Annotated in this window: 18 protein-coding genes; 12 read left to right on the top strand and 6 right to left on the bottom strand. The window is 67.8% G+C overall.

Annotation, left to right across the window (positions count from 1 at the left end; genetic code table 11):
- Positions 1-117 precede the first annotated feature (117 nt).
- Positions 118-1683, top strand: a complete 1566-nt coding sequence (locus tag LRR16_RS05615; RefSeq protein ID WP_232205103.1) for a serine hydrolase — start codon at positions 118-120, stop codon at positions 1681-1683.
- Between the two features lie 124 nt (positions 1684-1807).
- Here LRR16_RS05615 and LRR16_RS05610 read toward each other — a convergent pair whose 3' ends face one another.
- Both LRR16_RS05610 and LRR16_RS05605 read right to left on the bottom strand, forming a co-directional pair.
- A complete protein-coding gene (locus LRR16_RS05610; RefSeq protein WP_232205102.1) occupies positions 1808-4015 on the bottom strand; it encodes a phosphocholine-specific phospholipase C in 2208 nt (735 codons plus the stop codon).
- A gap of 33 nt (positions 4016-4048) precedes the next feature.
- Positions 4049-4255 carry a hypothetical protein gene (locus LRR16_RS05605; protein WP_232205100.1) on the bottom strand — a complete coding sequence of 69 codons (207 nt, stop codon included), beginning with the start codon at positions 4253-4255 and terminating at the stop codon, positions 4049-4051.
- 221 nt (positions 4256-4476) lie between these two features.
- Here LRR16_RS05605 and LRR16_RS05600 point away from each other — a divergent pair, with 221 nt between their 5' ends.
- The 4 genes from LRR16_RS05600 (at position 4477) to phnE (ending at position 7606) form a co-directional block, all read left to right on the top strand.
- Entirely contained in the window at positions 4477-4677 is a 201-nt protein-coding gene (locus LRR16_RS05600; protein ID WP_232205099.1) for a DUF2905 domain-containing protein, read from the top strand.
- Positions 4678-4799: 122 nt separating this feature from the next.
- On the top strand, positions 4800-5651 hold the full coding sequence (gene phnC / locus LRR16_RS05595) for a phosphonate ABC transporter ATP-binding protein (protein ID WP_232205098.1): 852 nt from the start codon (positions 4800-4802) through the stop codon (positions 5649-5651).
- 73 nt (positions 5652-5724) lie between these two features.
- Entirely contained in the window at positions 5725-6705 is a 981-nt protein-coding gene (gene phnD, locus LRR16_RS05590; RefSeq protein WP_232205093.1) for a phosphonate ABC transporter substrate-binding protein, read from the top strand.
- 91 nt (positions 6706-6796) lie between these two features.
- On the top strand, positions 6797-7606 hold the full coding sequence (phnE, locus tag LRR16_RS05585; protein ID WP_232205092.1) for a phosphonate ABC transporter, permease protein PhnE: 810 nt from the start codon (positions 6797-6799) through the stop codon (positions 7604-7606).
- 37 nt (positions 7607-7643) lie between these two features.
- Here the strand turns inward: phnE and phnN are convergent, their stop codons facing one another.
- The 3 genes from phnN to phnF all read right to left on the bottom strand — a co-directional run bounded on the left by phnN (position 7644) and on the right by phnF (position 9804).
- Positions 7644-8246 (bottom strand): phosphonate metabolism protein/1,5-bisphosphokinase (PRPP-forming) PhnN, encoded by a 603-nt coding sequence (gene phnN / locus LRR16_RS05580; RefSeq protein ID WP_232205091.1) that lies wholly within the window; start codon positions 8244-8246, stop codon positions 7644-7646.
- Positions 8243-8974, bottom strand: coding sequence for a DUF1045 domain-containing protein (locus LRR16_RS05575; RefSeq protein WP_232205277.1), 732 nt, complete (start codon positions 8972-8974; stop codon positions 8243-8245). The genes phnN and LRR16_RS05575 overlap by 4 nt, the downstream gene beginning before the upstream one ends.
- A gap of 95 nt (positions 8975-9069) precedes the next feature.
- The gene (phnF, locus tag LRR16_RS05570; protein WP_232205090.1) at positions 9070-9804 is read right to left on the bottom strand and encodes a phosphonate metabolism transcriptional regulator PhnF; all 735 of its coding nucleotides are present in this window, start codon (positions 9802-9804) and stop codon (positions 9070-9072) included.
- A gap of 189 nt (positions 9805-9993) precedes the next feature.
- Between phnF and phnG the strand changes: the two genes are divergently transcribed.
- The 7 genes from phnG (at position 9994) to LRR16_RS05535 (ending at position 16045) form a co-directional block, all read left to right on the top strand.
- Positions 9994-10521 carry a phosphonate C-P lyase system protein PhnG gene (gene phnG, locus LRR16_RS05565; protein WP_232205089.1) on the top strand — a complete coding sequence of 176 codons (528 nt, stop codon included), beginning with the start codon at positions 9994-9996 and terminating at the stop codon, positions 10519-10521.
- Between the two features lies 1 nt (position 10522).
- Positions 10523-11140, top strand: a complete 618-nt coding sequence (gene phnH, locus LRR16_RS05560) for a phosphonate C-P lyase system protein PhnH (RefSeq protein WP_232205087.1) — start codon at positions 10523-10525, stop codon at positions 11138-11140.
- A 1-nt stretch (position 11141) separates the two neighbouring features.
- Complete coding sequence (locus LRR16_RS05555; protein ID WP_232205086.1) at positions 11142-12317, top strand: carbon-phosphorus lyase complex subunit PhnI; 1176 nt, start codon at positions 11142-11144, stop codon at positions 12315-12317.
- Positions 12314-13228 (top strand): alpha-D-ribose 1-methylphosphonate 5-phosphate C-P-lyase PhnJ, encoded by a 915-nt coding sequence (locus LRR16_RS05550; RefSeq protein WP_232205085.1) that lies wholly within the window; start codon positions 12314-12316, stop codon positions 13226-13228. The genes LRR16_RS05555 and LRR16_RS05550 overlap by 4 nt, the downstream gene beginning before the upstream one ends.
- Entirely contained in the window at positions 13225-14001 is a 777-nt protein-coding gene (gene phnK / locus LRR16_RS05545; protein ID WP_064576585.1) for a phosphonate C-P lyase system protein PhnK, read from the top strand. Before LRR16_RS05550 ends, phnK begins: the two co-directional genes overlap by 4 nt.
- Before the next feature lie 3 nt (positions 14002-14004).
- Positions 14005-14742 carry a phosphonate C-P lyase system protein PhnL gene (gene phnL, locus LRR16_RS05540; protein WP_232205084.1) on the top strand — a complete coding sequence of 246 codons (738 nt, stop codon included), beginning with the start codon at positions 14005-14007 and terminating at the stop codon, positions 14740-14742.
- An 88-nt stretch (positions 14743-14830) separates the two neighbouring features.
- The gene (locus LRR16_RS05535; protein WP_232205083.1) at positions 14831-16045 is read left to right on the top strand and encodes an alpha-D-ribose 1-methylphosphonate 5-triphosphate diphosphatase; all 1215 of its coding nucleotides are present in this window, start codon (positions 14831-14833) and stop codon (positions 16043-16045) included.
- Between the two features lie 36 nt (positions 16046-16081).
- Here LRR16_RS05535 and LRR16_RS05530 read toward each other — a convergent pair whose 3' ends face one another.
- Positions 16082-17080, bottom strand: a complete 999-nt coding sequence (locus LRR16_RS05530) for an acyl-CoA dehydrogenase (RefSeq protein WP_232205082.1) — start codon at positions 17078-17080, stop codon at positions 16082-16084.
- Positions 17081-17082 lie beyond the last annotated feature (2 nt).

The following is a 17082-nucleotide window of genomic DNA, read 5'->3' as shown; positions in this document are numbered from 1 at the left end:
CCGCGCCGGCGGCCCCGTTCCCGTCCTCGACATTCGCCGCCGCAGCTTCTACTGTCCAGCAAGACAGGAGCGCTGCGCGCGCAGCGGCCTGCCCGAATAACACGAAGGGGACCCGCCATGACGACCTTGCATTCGCGCCGCTCGTTTCTCGTCGCCACGTTGGGGTCCGCCCTCGCCGCCTGCGGTGGCGACGACGACGATCCCTCGCCACCCTCGGGTCAGCCGTCGCCGGTGCCGGAGGCCCGGATCGCCGAGGCCATCGCCAGCCTCGACAAGCTGGTGACCGTCCAGATGTCGCGCACCGGCGTGCCCGGTGTGGCCACCGCGGTGGTGCGCCGCGATCAAGCCGGCAGTCGAATCGTTTATGCCAGAGGATTCGGCAAGCGGGCCGTCGACGAGACCGCGCCCGTTGACGCCGATACCGTGTTCCAGCTCGCCTCGATGTCGAAATCGATCGGCGCGATGGTGGTCGCGCATCAGGTCGGAATCGGACGCGTACGGTGGGACACGCCGGTGCAATCGCAGTTGCCGTGGTTTGCCCTGTCCGATGCCGAAGTGAATCCGGTGTTGACCGTAGCGGACCTGTACTCGCATCGCTCGGGTCTGCCCGACCATGCCGGGGACCGCCTCGAGGACATGGGGTACGACCGCCGCCAGGTGCTGGAGCGGCTGCGGTTCCTGCCGCTGCATCCGTTTCGCGCGTCGTACCAGTACACCAATTTCGGGCTGACTGCCGCCGCCGAAGCGGTCGCAACCCCAGCGGCGACGGACTGGGCCACGCTATCGGAGCAGACCCTCTATCGACCGCTCGGCATGACGCGCACCAGCTCTCGCCACGCCGATTATGTGGCCCGCGACAATCGGGCGGTCGGCCACGTACGGGAGAACGGCGTGTGGGTACGGGGCCCGGTGCGCGATGCCGATGCGCAATCGCCGGCCGGCGGCGTCAGCGCCTCGGTCAACGATGTCGCGCGCTGGCTGATCATGATGCTCGGCGAGGGCATGTTCGAAGGCAGGCGCATCGTCGACGCTGGTGCGCTGAAGGAAGCGATCGCCCCGCATAATCAGTCGACGCCGCCGGCAGGCGGACGTCCGGCCGGCTTCTACGGCTATGGCTTCAATGTCGGCATCAATCCCGCCGGCCGCCCGATGTACAACCACTCGGGCGCGTTCGCGCTTGGCGCCGCCACGGCCTTTCTCGCGGTGCCATCGCTCGGCCTGGCGATCGTCACGCTGACCAACGGCTATCCGATCGGCGTGCCCGAGACGATCAACAACCAGTTCTTCGATCTGGTCGATCACGGCGCGATCCAGCAGGACTGGGCCACGATCATCGAGGAGGCGCTGGCACCGGTGCTGGCGCCGGAGGGCGCGCTGGTCGGCGCCACGCCGCCGGCCTCGCCGCTGCCGCCGCGCGCGCTGTCCGTCTATGCCGGCGACTACGCCAATGATTACTACGGGCCGATCACGGTACGCGAATCCGGTGGCGCACTGGTGCTGACGATCGGCCCCGCGCCGCTGGTGCTGCCGTTGTCGCATTGGGATGGCGACGTCTACACGTTCCAGCTGCGCAACGAGAACGCGACGCCCGGCACGATCTCGCGCGTGTGGTTCGGCAGCGACCGGCTCACGCTGGAGTACTACGACCACGAAGGGTTGGGTACCTTCATGCGGACCGGCTGAGCGAGCGCGGCGCGCCGGCCAACCTCCGTCGTCCCCGCGAACGCGGGGACCCAGCGGCTTTCAAAGACACTGGGCTCCCGCCTGCGCGGGAACGACGGGGTTGTCCTCCGCGACTGCGGCCGACTCAGGCGCTCTGCCCCATCGCCGGATCGCTGACCAGGTCCTTGCCGGTCTCCATCCGTCCGGCAAAGCGGCGGCGGAATGCCGGGCTCGCGTCGCAGGTCACGACGAAGTCGTACCAACACCCCGAGTCGCCGATCGCCCACTCGAACTCGACCACCTTGCCGGGAGCGACCATCTTCGTCCACGGGCCATCGCTGCGATAGGCCAGCGCCTCCGCGGTGAAGCGGATCGGCCGGCGGCCGTTGTTATGCAGCTTGACCTGCACGGTCGGCCGCTCGCACGGGTTGTAGCAGACCTGGATCTCCGGCATCGCCTCGCCCTGCTCCGCCGCATCGCCGACGAAGCTGCGGTGATAGCCGTTCGGGCCGAGCACCCACAGGTCGTACTTGCCGCCGTCGCCGCTCAGGTCCCAAACGTCGTCCAGCATCTTGCCGGCCTCGACGACGATGCGTCGCGGAATGCGATCCAGATGCAGGCGATCGTAGACGTGAAACACCGCACCGGCGCTGCGCGCGCTGGCATTGGCGAACAGCAGCTGCAGCCGGTTGTTGCGGGCATCGACACGCCCACTGGTGTGCAACTCATAAGGAAGCGCACGGGACGGGCGCGTGCCGGCGTCCTGCACCGGCAATGCCGGCGTGGCGGGCACCGGGATCTTCGGCATCGCCTGTTGCGCGGCCGTCAGGCTGGTGGCCTCCGCTCGCGTGGTGCGACCGGCGAGTTCAGGCAGCGGGTTCGCGTTCGGCGTCGCGAAATTGAACGCGCTGGTCAGATCGCCGCATACCGCGCGGCGGTACGGGCTGATCTGCGGCTCCATCACGCCGAAGCGCGCCTCGAGGAAGCGGATCACCGAGGTATGGTCGAACACCTCCGAATTGACCCAGCCGCCGCGGCTCCACGGCGAGACGATCCACATCGGCACGCGCGGACCCGGGCCATAGGGCCGCCCGTCGCTGGCCGGCTGCTTGGGCGTGGCCGGCTGGTAATCGTGGTATTCGAATGCCATCTGCGCATCCGACAGCGTCGATTTTCCGGCGACGGTCCCGTCCGAATTGCGCGACGGCGCGGTCGGCGGCGGCAGGTGGTCGAAGAAGCCGTCGTTCTCGTCGTAGTTGATGATCAGCGCGGTCTTGCTCCAGACCTCGGGGTCCGACGTCAGCGCATCGAGAATCGCCTGTACGTACCAGCCGCCCTTCGCCGGGCTCGACGGCCCCGGGTGCTCGCTGAACTCGGCCGGCGGGATGATCCACGAGACCTCGGGCAGGCGCCCGTTCTGCACGTCGTCGCGCAGCGACTGCAGGAAGCCGCCGTCGGCCATGGTGTTGCAGAAGCCCTTGGCAAACGGGCTGTAGCGGTCGTCGATGGCCGGGTCGTACGGCGGATTGAAGCCCGGCGCGTTGGTGTTCGATACCTGCCGTCCGGCCGGCATCTTCTCCATCTCGGCGCGCCAATGACGGAAGCTCATCATCTGGTTGCAGCCGAAGTTGTCCGGAATGTTCTGGTAGACCTTCCAGCTGACGCCGGCGGCCTGCAGCCGGTCCGCATAGGTTTCCCAGGTCCAGCCTTCGGTCGACGGTCCCACGTCGGCGCCGCCGTTGAACTCGTTGACCGTCACCGCGACGTTGTCGCCGGTCGGACCATTCGAGCCTGTCCAGTAGAACAGGCGGTTGGCAATGGTGCCGGTGTGGATGCCGCAATGGTAGGCATCGCACAGCGTGAAGGCATCGGCCAGCGCGCGTTGGAACGTCACCTCCTCGTCATCGTAGTAGCCCATCGACAGCGGCTGCTTGGCCACCGGCCAGCGGTCCATCCGGCCGTGGTCCCAAGCCGCCTGCGAGTCGGCCCAGTTGTGCGGCGTGCCGCCGGCGCGCTGCGCGTTGCCGGCTGTCTCGTCCAGGTGATACGGCGTGATGATGTTGCCGTTCGCATCGGTCTGGTACAGCGCGGTGCGGCCGTTGCGCAGCGGAATCGGGAAGCGGTCGCCGTAGCCGCGCACGCCCTTGAACGTGCCGAAATAGCTGTCGAACGAACGGTTCTCGAGCATCACCATCACGACGTGCTTGACGTCCTTGATGGTGCCTGTCGCGTTGTGGGCTTCGATCGCCAGCGCGCGGCGGATGGCGGGCGGGAAGCTCGCCAGCACGGCGGCAGCGGCGCCGGTGCCCAGCGAAGCCTTCAGGAATTGTCGCTTCGACGGATTGAATGTCATGGCGGATTCTTGTTCGTTGGGAACGTCGCGCAGTCAGGGCGCGCAGCGGCTCGAGCAGTTGCCGGGCCTGCCGGGGAGCTTGCCGCTCGGATTGGTGGTGTCGGGAGCGGCCGAGGGCGACAGGGTCGCACCATCGTCGCCGCCGCCGCAGCCGGCCAGCAGCAGCGCGGCCAGCATGGCGCCGGCCGCGAGCGGCAACGTCGCGCGGCGGCGCAACAGGGAAGCGAAGGAAAGGAGCATGGCTGGAGTTCCGTGGTGGGGAAAGGGACAGCGCTATCGTTGGCATGCATTGTTGGTAGGGCAAATGTCAGTTCCTTGACACATTGCGACAACTACGAATCTTCGTTACCGACTGCATTGCCTCTGCGCTATGCCGTCGCGGTGGAGCACCGCTTGCAGCGGCCCTCCCCTTCCTCTACGCTTGCCTGGTCGATTGTTCGCGCACGCACGCCCTCTTCACCATGCAGCGCTTTCTCGTCATCGCCGGCCTGGCCTTGCTCGCGGCGGGACTCGCCTGGCCCTGGCTCTCCCGTCTTCCCTTCGGTCGCCTGCCAGGGGACATCCATATCGTCCGCGAAGGCTTCAGCTTCTATTTCCCGATCACGACCTGCATCGTGATCTCACTGATCGTTTCTGTTCTGATCTGGCTGTTCCGCCGCTGATTTGCGACGCCAAGTGCCGCCGATACGGCATAGCGGCATTCGTCAGCGGATGGCCCCGCACCGTCATCGCTCTGTCATCACCTCCCCCCAGAATGCCCCCGTCATTCAGCAAGGGAGTCGACATGACCCATGCAATTGAAGTGCGCGGCGTCAGCAAGTCGTTCCGGGCCGACCGCAAAGCCCTCGACGACGTGACGCTGCAGGTGGCGCCCGGCGAAATGGTGGCGCTGCTGGGGGCCTCCGGCTCCGGCAAGTCCACGCTGCTGCGCCATGTGGCGGGCTTCGTGGCCGCCGACAGCGGCGAGATCCTGGTACATGGCCGCGCCGTGCAGCGCGATGGCCGGTTGGCCGCCGACGTGCGCAAGGCCCGCGCCGACATCGGCTTCGTGTTCCAGCAATTCAATCTGGTCGGACGTCTGCCGGTGATCACCAACGTGATGATCGGCATGCTGAGCCGCATCCCGAAATGGCGTGGCCTGCTTCGCTATTTCAAGGCCGATGAACTGCGCGCCGGGCTCGATGCGCTCGCGCAAGTTGGTATAGACGACTATGCGTTTCAACGTGCTTCGACGTTGTCGGGCGGCCAGCAGCAGCGCGCCGCGATCGCGCGGACGCTGGTGCAGAACGCCCGCGTGATCCTGGCCGACGAGCCGATCGCCTCGCTCGATCCGGAATCGTCGCGCCGCGTGATGTCGCTGCTGACGCAGATCAATCGCACGCACAAGGTGGCCGTGGTGGTGTCGCTGCACCAGGTCGACATCGCGATGCGCTACTGCCCGCGCGTGGTGGCGCTGCGCCACGGCAAGGTCGTCTACGACGGTCCGTCGCAGGCGCTGACGCAGAGCATGCTGCGCGATCTCTACGGCACCGAAGCGGACGAGCTGCTGCATGACCTGGTGCCCGACCGGATTGCAACGCCAGTCGACGGCGCGCTGGTACCGGCCACCGTCAGGATGGACCTCGCGGCCGCGTGAGCACCCTCCCTGATCCTGCTGCTTCTCGCTGCCGCACCGCATTCCCCACCCCAATTCCGCATCGGAGACCACCATGCTTCGCAGAACCTTCTTCGCGCTGATCGCATCGGCCATCGTCGCCACCCCGGCCCTGGCGCAGGATTCCAGGCCGCTGAGCATCGGCTTCATCTCGACCGAGTCCTCGTCGAACCTGAAGACCGCCTGGCAGCCGCTGATCGACGACCTGAGCAAGACGCTGGGCGTGCCGGTCAAGCCGTTCTTCGCATCGGACTATGCCGGCATCATCGAAGGCATGCGCTTCAACAAGGTGCAGATCGCCTGGTTCGGCAACAAGTCGGCGATGGAGGCGGTCGATCGCGCCAACGGCGAGGTGTTCGCCTCGGTGATCGACAAGGACGGCAACCCGGGCTACTGGTCGTTATTGATCGTCAGCAAGGACAGCGACCTGAAGTCGGTCGACGACGTGATCAAGCGCGGCAAGGAGCTGTCGTACGGCGCCGGCGATCCGAACTCGACGTCCGGCACGCTGGTTCCCGGCCACTACCTGTGGGCGGCGAACAAGGTCGAGCCGAAGACGCTGTTCAAGGCGGTGCGCATCGGCAACCACGAGGCCAATCTGCTGTCGGTGCTGAACAAGCAGGTCGACGTCGCGGTGAACAATACCGAAAACCTGGGGCGCTATCGCGTCAACACCGGCAAGGACCCGTACGAACAGGTGCGCGTGCTGTGGAAATCGCCGCTGATCCCGGCCGATCCGATGGTGTACCGCAAGGACCTGCCGGCCGATCTGAAGAAGAAGATCCAGACGTTCTTCGTCAACTACGGCAAGGGCGCCGATGCGACGCGCGAGAAGCAGGTGCTGGCCACGCTGACCTACCAGGGCTTCCGCCCGTCCAGCGATGCGCAGCTCGTGCCGATCCGGCAGATCGAGCTGGCCAAGGAGAAAGCCCGCATCGAATCGGACGGCACGCTGGGCGCCGCCGACAAGGAAAAGCGGCTGGCCGACGTGTCGCGCCGCCTCGCCCAACTTGACAAGGCCGTCAGCGCGCAGTGACCGCGCAGTCGTTCCACATGATTCCGACTGACGGCAGGGCCGGCGACGTGCAGCGGCCCTGCTGCCTCTTTCCCTTCTACGGATTCCCCTGATGACCGCCACCGCCAAGCCAGGCCTGCCTGCGCCGAACGCAAACGGCCGGCCGCCGCGCGCCTCCCTGTCCGCCATGCTCGTCTGGGCCATCGTGCTCGCGATGCTCGCGCTTTCCTGGCAGGGCGCCGACATGCGCCCGCTCGACCTGCTGCGCGACTCCGGCAACATGGCGCAGTTCGCCGCCGACTTCTTTCCGCCGGATTTCCGCGACTGGCGCCACTATCTCGACGAAATGGTGGTGACCGTGCAGATCGCGGTCTGGGGCACCGCGCTGGCGGTCGCCGTGGCGGTGCCGCTGGGCCTGCTGTGTTCGGCCAATATCGTGCCGGCCTGGGTCTACCAGCCGGCGCGGCGCCTGATGGACGCTTCGCGCGCCATCAACGAGATGGTGTTCGCGATGCTGTTCATCGTTGCCGTCGGCCTGGGACCGTTCGCCGGCGTGCTGGCGATCTGGATCCACACCACCGGCGTGCTGGCCAAGCTGTTCGCCGAGGCGGTCGAGGCCATCGATCCCCGTCCCGTCGAAGGCGTGCGTGCCACCGGCGCGGGGAGGCTTGAAGAGATCGTCTACGGCGTGATCCCGCAGGTCCTGCCGCTGTGGCTGTCGTTCGCGCTGTACCGCTTCGAGTCGAATGTCCGCTCGGCGTCGGTGGTCGGCATCGTCGGCGCGGGCGGCATCGGCACTGTGCTGTGGGAAATCATTCGCAGCTTCCAGTACGCCCAGACCTGCGCCGTGATGATCCTGATCATCGCGTTCGTTACGGTGATCGACGTGCTGTCGGCGCAGATCCGCAAGGTGCTGGTCTGAGGGGGCCCGGCACCGACGCCGTGCCGGGCTTCGACAATCAGCAGGCTTCGCCGGCCGGCCTCGTGGCCGGCGCGATGCCGATCGCCTTTGCCATCGCCTCGGCGGCCGAGTGCAGCGCCCCGCTGTTGTCGATCTCGACAAGCCGGCAACCGGCCGGCACATCGAACGAAGCGGTGGCACGCGCAAGGCGCCGTGCGATCGCCTCCTCCGATTCCCGGCCACGCTGGCGCAAGCGTGCGGACAGCACTTCCGGCGATACCCGTACATGGAGCGCGCTCAGGTTCGGATAGCGCGCCACCGCTTGGGGCAGGTACTCACGCGAGCCGTTGACGACGACCTTGATGCCCCGTGCCAGCCACTGCTCGATCTCGATACCGATGCCGTAGTGCAGGCCATGGCTGTGCCAGTGCATCGCCATGCAGCCCAGCGCGACGCGGCGCTGGAATTCCTCGATGGTCAGGGAGACCGATGCTTCGTTGGCATCCGCCGGACGCGTGATATAGCGATGCGCGACGACCAGGCGATCATCGCTGCCGTGTCTCGTGTGCAGGGCCCGCAGCAGCGAGTCCTTGCCGCTGCCCGATGGGCCCATCAGATAGAACAGGCCGGCGCCATCCACGCCATGATTTGCCGCGCTCATGCCGACAGGTACGCCGCGCCGGCGCCATCGCGAGATTGTCCATCGAAGCCGTAGTGGCGCGCTGCGACGAACGCGGCGCCGGGCTCGGGCTGCACGAACACGCTGACGCTGTCCACGCGAAGCGAAGTGTCCAGCAGCGCGCCGGCCGCCATCGACAGCTGGGCCAGCGCCGCGGCCTGCCGCTCCGCGTCCAGCATGCCGGTCAGCGTGATATGGAAGGTAAAGGTCTCGAACAGATAGGGATAGCCCCAGTCGAGCAGCATTTGCCGTTCCAACACTGACAGCCGTTCGGGGTTGCGCCGCGCGATCTCGTCCGGCGTCGGCGGCGCGCGGAACCGGTCCAGTTCGCGCACGCTGGCGTCGCCAAGCTGATGCATCAGTGCCACGGCCTCGTGCCGATCCGCCAGGCACCACGCAACAAAACCGCGCAGCGCGCGCAGTGTCAACGGAACCTCGAACGGCCGCCGACCGCGCGCGAACTGGCGCATGGCCTCGTCCAGCATCGCGGGGGCTGCGCCTCCGGCAAAGCGGAACGGCGGCTTCAGCGTCGCGTGCAGGCCGTAATGGGCTGGCGCCCCGACCCACTCGGCCGGCCGGGCCGCCATTTCCGGAAGCGGGGGCACCGCGGCACCTGTGTCCGCGTCGCGGCCGAGCCAGTGTTGGCCGAAGGTCCGGAACGGCTCGTTGGGGGCAAGGTATATGGCGTATCGATGCGCCGGCATGGTCAGGTTCGTGGGCTTGTCCAATCGGCAGGCTAGCGCGGCAAGGTGACAGACGGATGTCTAGACCAATCGACCAGCATGCCATCGGCTCGCGCCGCGGTTCAGTCGTTATCCGATACGGTCAGCTGAACCCAGTCGCCGGCAAACCGCGTGACGCTGTACTGCACCGGCGCGCCGTCGATATCGACGTTCAACGCCTCGACCTGCAGTACGGGCCTGGTTTTGGGCTGGTTCAGCAGCCGCGCCACCGGCGCGCTGGGCAGCGCCGCCGTGATTCGCGACCACTTGCGAGTGTAGTCGGCGATGCCGCATTGCGCGAGGGCGCGCGAAATCGAGCGCTGGTCGCGCAGCAGGTCCGCCAGCTGCGGGAAACGCTGGTAATCGAAATAGTGCTCGGCCACATCGATGGGACGGCCCTCGGCCTTGCCCACCATCTGCACATGCAGCACCGGCGCCGTGCGCGCCAGGCCAAGATGCCGGGCGACCTCGGGCAGACGGCTGACCTGGCTGCCGACCACTTCGGTATGGCCGCGCATGCCTTGCGCTGCAAGGTTCTGCGAGAAACGGGTACGCCGTGCGATCGCGTAGTCGATCGCATGCTCCTGCACGAAGGTGCCGCGCCCCTGCTCGATCCGCACCAGGCCGCTCTGCTCGAGCTCGCTCATGGCACGCCGCACCGTATGACGATTGACGGCAAACCGCATCGCGAGCTCCGACTCGGGCGGCAGCTGCTCGCCCGGCCCGTACAGCTTCTTGCGGATGTCGTCGGCCAGCGCTTCCCCGATCTGGCGCCATACCGCGACACCCGAGCCCCGTTCGACTTCTCGTTCCGACATCGTTGTTATTCCTCTGGTCGTTGTTCGCTGTCATTCAGCGGCAATCGCATCGTGCGATTGTGCCCGAGCCGCATGCCCTCGTGCGCGGTGTCCGATCACGATCCGGGCTCGTCATCAAACGGTCATCCCGCCGTGGTCTAGTAGCGCCGTGTTGTTGCAGCTCACATCTAAACGTATAGACGTATAGGGATGACGATGACAGGCAAGATCGGCGAAAGCGGCCAGATCGGCGATACCGCCGACGCTTCCCGGGCCGCATGGCTGCGGATTCTGGCGCTGGCGGACACCGACGCGCTGGACGGCGCCTACCGGCTGTTGGGCCAGCAGGCACCGCTGCCGGCCTACCGGCTGCTGCGCAAGCCGGAATCCGGCATGGCGATGGTGCGCGCGCGTACCGGCGGCACTGGCGCGCAGTTCAATCTCGGCGAAATCACGGTCACGCGCTGCGCGGTGGTACTTGAAGCTGAAGCGGGCGCTGCGTCCGCCGAAGAGCCAGCGGTCGCCGGCGTGGCCTATGCAATGGGCCGCTGCCCGCGCCATGCCGAACAGGCGGCCGTCCTCGATGCGCTGCTGCAGCGGCCCGAGTGGCATGCCCGCGTACAGCAGATCGTGGTCGAGCCCCTGGCACGCGCGCTGGCCGAACGCGCCGCGACCGAAGCCGCTACCGCCGCGCAGACCCGCGTCGAGTTCTTCACGATGGCCCGCGGAGAGGACTGACATGCCGACCTTGCATACGATGTCCGGCCAGACTACCGCGTCGCTGCTGCCCGGCTTCGACAATCCTGTCGACGACGCGCAACAAGTCTTTCGCGCGACGCTGCAGGCGATCTCGCATCCCGGCCGCATCGAGACGCTGAGCGCCGATTGCGGCGTGCCCGATGGCCTGTCGCCGGCGATGACGGCGCTGCTGCTGACGCTGGCCGACCCCGATACGCCGGTCTGGCTGCCGGCCGACGTCGCCGGATCGATCGGCGGTTTTCTGCGCTTTCACTGCGGCTGCCCGCTGGTCGACGAGGTCGCGGCCGCGCAGTTCGTCTGCGTACCGGCCGGCCATGACGTGCCGGCGCTGCACCGCTGCGCGCAGGGCGATCCCGCATTTCCGGACCGCTCGGCCACGCTGATCGTCGAGGCCGCTTCGCTCGACGTAGGCGACACGCTGACGCTGCGCGGCCCCGGCATCGAGACCACGTGCACGCTGCGTGTCGGCGGCTTGCCGGAAGACTTCCGCCACCAATGGCAAGCGAACCATGCCGGCTTTCCGCTAGGCGTGGACCTGCTGCTGACCGCCGGCGCGCGGATTTGCGCGCTACCGCGCACCACACTGGTGGAGGACTGACATGTACGTCGCAGTCAAGGGCGGCGAACGCGCCATCCTCAATTCGTACCGGATGGTCGACGCGTATCGCCGCGGCGATCCCTCGGTGCCGGAACTGACGCTGGCCCAGATCCGCGAACAGATGCCGCTCGCCGTTTCCCGCGTGATGGCCGAGGGTTCGCTCTACGACCCGCATCTCGCCGCGCTGGCATTGAAGCAGGCGGCGGGCGACCAGATCGAGGCGGTGTTCCTGCTGCGGGCCTATCGCACCACGCTCGCGCGCTTCGGCTATACGGTGCCGCTCGATACCGGCGCCATGCGGCTGCGCCGGCGGATTTCGTCGACGTTCAAGGACGTACCCGGCGGCCAGGTCCTGGGGCCGACCTACGACTATACGCAGCGGCTGCTCGACTTCACGCTCGAGGCTGAAGGCGCTGCGCGCCCGGCCATCGCACCGGCCACGGACCCGGGCACCAACGTCCGGCCGATGCCGCGCGTGACCGACCTGCTGCAGGCCGACGAGCTGATCGAGGCCGAACCGATTCCGCCGGGCGATCCCGCGCCGACCGATCTGACCCGCGAACCGCTGACCTTCCCGGCCGATCGCGCGTCGCGGCTGCAGAACCTCGCGCGGGCCGACGAAGGCTTCCTGCTGTCGATGGGCTATTCGACCCAACGCGGATATGGCAACTCGCACCCGTTCGCGGCGGAGATCCGCTACGGCGCCGCGGAGGTCGAGCTGTTCGTCGAAGAGCTGGGCTTCGCCGTGACGATCGGCGAGATCGAGCTGACCGAATGCCAGATGATCAACGACTTCGCCGGCAACGCCGAGGAAGCGCCCTGCTTTACCCGCGGCTATGGCTTGGTATTCGGCTACAACGAGCGCAAGGCGATGTCGATGGCGCTGGTCGATCGGGCGATGCGCGCCGCGGAACTCGGCGAGGCAGCGGACAACCCGGCCAACGACATCGAATTCGTGCTGTACCACAGCGACAATGTCGAGGCCTCCGGCTTCGTCCAGCATCTGAAGCTGCCCCACTACGTGGACTTCCAGACCAATCTCGAACTGCTGCGCCGGCTGCGCGCACAGCGGCAAGCAGGCGAAGCGGACACCGACACGCCGGCGGCCGCCCCATCGCCCTGTGCAGACAGCGAAGCTGCGCTGAAATGCCAGCCGCAGGAGGAGAGCGTCGCATGACCGCCGCCATCGCAACACCTCTCCCGGAACGGGCCACGCCGGACGCGCACTACAACTTCGGCTACCTCGACGAATCGACCAAGCGCATGCTGCGCCGGGCGCTGCTGAAGGCGGTGGCGATCCCCGGTTACCAGGTTCCATTCGGCAGCCGCGAGATGCCGCTGCCCTATGGCTGGGGCACCGGCGGCATCCAGGTGACCGCCGCCATCATCGGCCGGCGGGACGTGCTCAAGGTCATCGATCAGGGCTCGGACGACACCACCAACGCCATCAATATCCGCCGCTTCTTCGGCAGGGTGACCGGCGTACGGACCACGGAGCGCACCGCCGAGGCCAGCATCATCCAGACCCGCCATCGCATCCCTGAAACACCGCTGCGCGAAGGCCAGACCATGGTGTTCCAGGTGCCGATTCCCGAGCCGCTGCGCTGGCTCGAACCGAGCGAAACCGAGACACGCACGATGCATGCGCTGGCCGAATACGGCGCGATGCACGTCAAGCTTTATGAAGACATCGCACGCCACGGCCATATCGCCACGACCTACGACTATCCGGTCATCGTCAACCAGCGCTACATGATGCGGCCCTCGCCGATCCCGAAGTTCGACAACCCGAAGCTGCACCGCAATCCGGCGCTGATGCTGTTCGGCGCGGGCCGCGAGAAGCGCGTCTACGCGGTGCCGCCGTACACCTCGGTCAAGAGCCTGGACTTCGCGGATCATCCGTTCACGGTCGAGAAGTGGTCCAGCTGCTGCGCGCAGTGCGGCGCCACCGACAGCTATCTGGACGAGATCATCATCGACGATGCCGGTACGCGGATGTTCGTCTGCTCGGATACCGAGTATTGCGCCGACCGCCAGGCCGCGCAGGCTGACCCCGCCATCGATCCGGCCGCAGGAGGTGCGCGATGAACGCGACGCCCTTGCTGTCGGTGCGCGGGCTGACGCGGACCTGGGACGGCGTCCACGGCTGCCATGACGTCAGCTTCGATCTGTATCCCGGCGAAGTGCTGTGCATCGTCGGCGAATCCGGCTCGGGCAAGAGCACCCTGCTGCAGGCCCTGTCGATGCAGGCGCCGGCACAGCGCGGCAGCGTCAGCTACGACATGCGCGAATCCGGGCTGACCGACCTCGCCTCGCTGTCGAGCGCTCGGCTGCGTCTGCTGGCCCGTACCGACTGGGGCTTCGTGCATCAGCACGCGCGCGACGGCCTGCGCATGCAGGTCAGTGCCGGCGCCAATATCGCCGAGCGCCTGATGGCAGTCGGACAGCGCCACTACGGCGAGCTGCGCGAGATCGCCGGCGCCTGGCTGAAGAAAATGGAGATCGACCTCGCGCGGCTGGACGACACCCCGCACGCCTTTTCCGGCGGCATGCAGCAGCGGCTGCAGATCGCCCGCAACCTGGTCACGCATCCACGCCTGGTCTTCATGGACGAACCCACCGCATCGCTCGACGTCTCGGTTCAGGCGCGCCTGCTCGACCTGCTGCGCCGGCTGGTAGCGGACCTCGACCTCGCCGCCATCCTGGTCACGCATGACCTCGCCGTCGCCCGGCTGCTGGCCCACCGCACGCTGGTGATGCAGGGCGGCCGCGTGGTTGAGCAGGGCCTGACCGACCAGATTCTCGACGACCCGCAGCATCCCTATACGCAGCTGCTGGTCTCTTCCATTCCGCAGGGTTGAACCATGAACCAAGCACGGCAGGGCGAGCACGCACGGACGCTGATCGAAGTCCGCGGCCTCGGCAAGATGTTTACCTTGCACAACCAGGGCGGCATCCGGCTGCCGGTGCTGCAGTCGATCGATTTCGACGCGGCGCGCGGCGAATGCCTGGTGCTGTCGGGCCGTTCCGGCACCGGCAAGAGCACCTTGCTGCGATGCCTGTACGGCAACTATCTGGCCACCGAAGGCAGCATCCGGCTGCGCGATACCAGTGCGCAAGGCGCGCCCTGGGTCGAGCTGACGGATGCCCCCGAGCAACGCGTGCTGAAGCTGCGCCGCGACGTGATCGGCTACGTCAGCCAGTTCCTGCGCGCGATACCGCGTGTCGGCGCACTGGACGTCGTGGCCGAGCCGCTGCAGCAGCGGGGCATCGACCGCAACGTGGCACGCGAGCGCGCTGCGGCGCTGCTGGAGCGCCTGAACCTGCCGCGCCGGCTGTGGGACTTGCCGCCGGCGACGTTTTCCGGCGGCGAACAGCAGCGCGTCAACATCGCGCGCGGGATGATCGGCGGCCACCCGATCCTGCTGCTGGACGAGCCCACCGCCTCGCTAGACGCCGATAACCGCACCGTGGTGATCGAACTGATCCGCGAGGCGCTGGCCGAGGGCCGCTGCCTGATCGGCATCTTTCACGACGAGGCGGTCCGCGATGCGGTCGCCACGCGCTTGTTGCCGTTGCAGCCGGAGACCGCGGCCGCGTGATGCGCGTTGCGGCCGCCCCTATCCGCACCCTATCCGCACCCTACCTGCACCCTACCCCGCACCAGCCTGAACCGACACGGAGCCGGACATGTCCACCACTTACCTGACGCACGTCACCCTGGTACTGCCCGACCGCGTACTGCAAGACAGCGCGCTGCTGATCGAGGATGGACGCATCGCCGCCATCGAGCCCGACCCATCCACGGTGCCCGCGCTGGCCAGCGTCGTGGCGCTGCGCGGACACACGGTGATGCCCGGCCTGATCGACGTCCACTGCGACGCGATCGAGAAGGAGGTCGAACCGCGCGCCAACGTGCTGTTCCCGATGGACTTCGCCGTGGCACAGGTCGATCGGCGCAACGCGGCGGCCGGCATCACGACGCCCTACCATGCGCTGTCCTTCGCCAATAACCAGTTCGGCGTACGCAACAACGACACGGCGGCCGAACTGGTGCGCACCGTGGCGGCGTATCGCGACCACAGCCTGGTCGATAACCGAATCCATTGCCGCTACGAAGTGACCGACGCTGCCGCGGTGCCGGTGCTCGAGATGCTGATGCTCGAGGGCGTGGTCGACCTGCTGTCGGTGATGGACCATTCGCCGGGACAGGGCCAGTTCAAGACCCTCGACGCATACCTTGCCTACATGGTCGGCAACCATGGCATGAGCCGCGAGGAAGCGGCGGACGCCGCCGCGAAGAAGGCCGAGCAGCACGACGGTGCGCACGAGCGGGTCCGCCGGCTGCTGTCCCGCGCGCACGAAGTCGGCGTGCCGACCGCCAGCCATGACGACGATTCCCCGCAGCGCATTGCCGCGATGCAGGCCCTCGGCGTGCGCATGAGCGAGTTTCCGATCAACCTCGACACCGCGCAGGCGGCCGCCGCCCACGCGCTACCGGCCATCTTCGGTGCGCCGAACGTGCTGCGCGGCCGCAGCCAGAGCGGATCGATGCGCGCGATCGACGCGATCCAGGCAGGCGTCGGCCACATCCTGTGTTCGGACTACCAGCCATCGACGCTGATCGCCGCCGCGTTTGCCGCGGCACGCCTGGCCGAATTGCCGCTGAACGAGGCGGCGGCGCTGGTCACCGCCAATCCCGCGGACGCCTGCCTGTTGCGCGATCGGGGCCGGCTGGCGCCGGGACTGCGCGCGGACGTGATCGCGGTCGCCGACGTGGCCGGGCAAGCGATGGTCACGCACACATGGTCGGCGGGCCGGCTGGTGTTCGCGGCGGGGTATCGGGCCCTGCCCGACCATGCGGCCCGGCCGCGCACGCACGAGAAGCTGTTCGAGACGGCGTGAGCTGCGGCAGTGCGCAGGCAGCCGGCAGCCGGCGCGTCAAGGTGCGCGGCTGTCCGTCACCGCGCGAATGAAGTCGACCGCGGTATGCGCGGACGCCAGGCAGGCCGCGCCGACCACCGGCTCCCAGAACGCCTCCGAGCCGTGGGCCATGCGCCATTGATGCAGGCGCCGCGTCAGCAACTGCAGATCGTATTCCTCGGTAATGCCGATCGCGCCGTGCAACGCGTGAGCGGTGGCGGCGATCGTGGCGGCGGCCTCGCTGGTACGAGCCTTCGCAATCGCGGCGGCGATGCCGTCCGGCTGATCGCCATCGCCGGTGAGCCCGACCTGCCCGGCGATATGGCAGGCGGCGACCAGTTCGGCCATCACGCTGAGCTGGTGCTGTACGGCCTGGAATTTGCCGATCGCGCGGCCGAACTGGGTCCGGTCATTGCAATACTGCAGCGTCAGATCGAACACGCGACGCGCGGCGCCAGCGATCAGCGCGGCATGCAGCGCCGCGCCCCATGCGCCGACGTCGGCGTCGGGCGCCGCCACGGGCTCGGGCACCGCCTGCGCCGGCCAGCGCAGCGTCGCGGCCTGGTCGCGGTGCACGCCAGTGGCAACCCGGCTGGCGGCGCCCGCATCGAGCAACAGCAGCTTGCCGTCGAGGCCCAGCACTACGTGGTCCGCGATCGCCCCGTATGGCGTCACGGGGCAGACCACGCCGCCATCGGCTTCGCGCATGCCGGCCTGGGCCAGCGTGATCATTCCGTTCGGGACCCCCAGCCCGGCCCGGCGCAGCAGCGCCCGTGCGGCCACCGACTGCGCCAGCGGCACGGGCAGCGGATGGCGTCCCATGGCGATCAGCACGGGTGCGAGTTCGGACAGCGTCAAGCCCGCACCGCTGCTCTGCTCGGGCACGAGCAGTTCCAGAAAGCCGGCATCCTCGATCGTGGCCCACAGCCCCCTCGGGTCGGCGCCGCCCTCGACGGCGCGGACCGCCGCAGGCGTGCAGGCATCCTGCAGGATCGATTCGATCGCTTCGACGAACATGG

It is taken from the genome of Cupriavidus sp. UGS-1 (assembly GCF_021213615.1).
GTDB lineage: Bacteria > Pseudomonadota > Gammaproteobacteria > Burkholderiales > Burkholderiaceae > Cupriavidus.
Note: the sequence above shows the minus strand (reverse complement) of the source record. Positions and strands in the feature narration are given on the sequence as shown.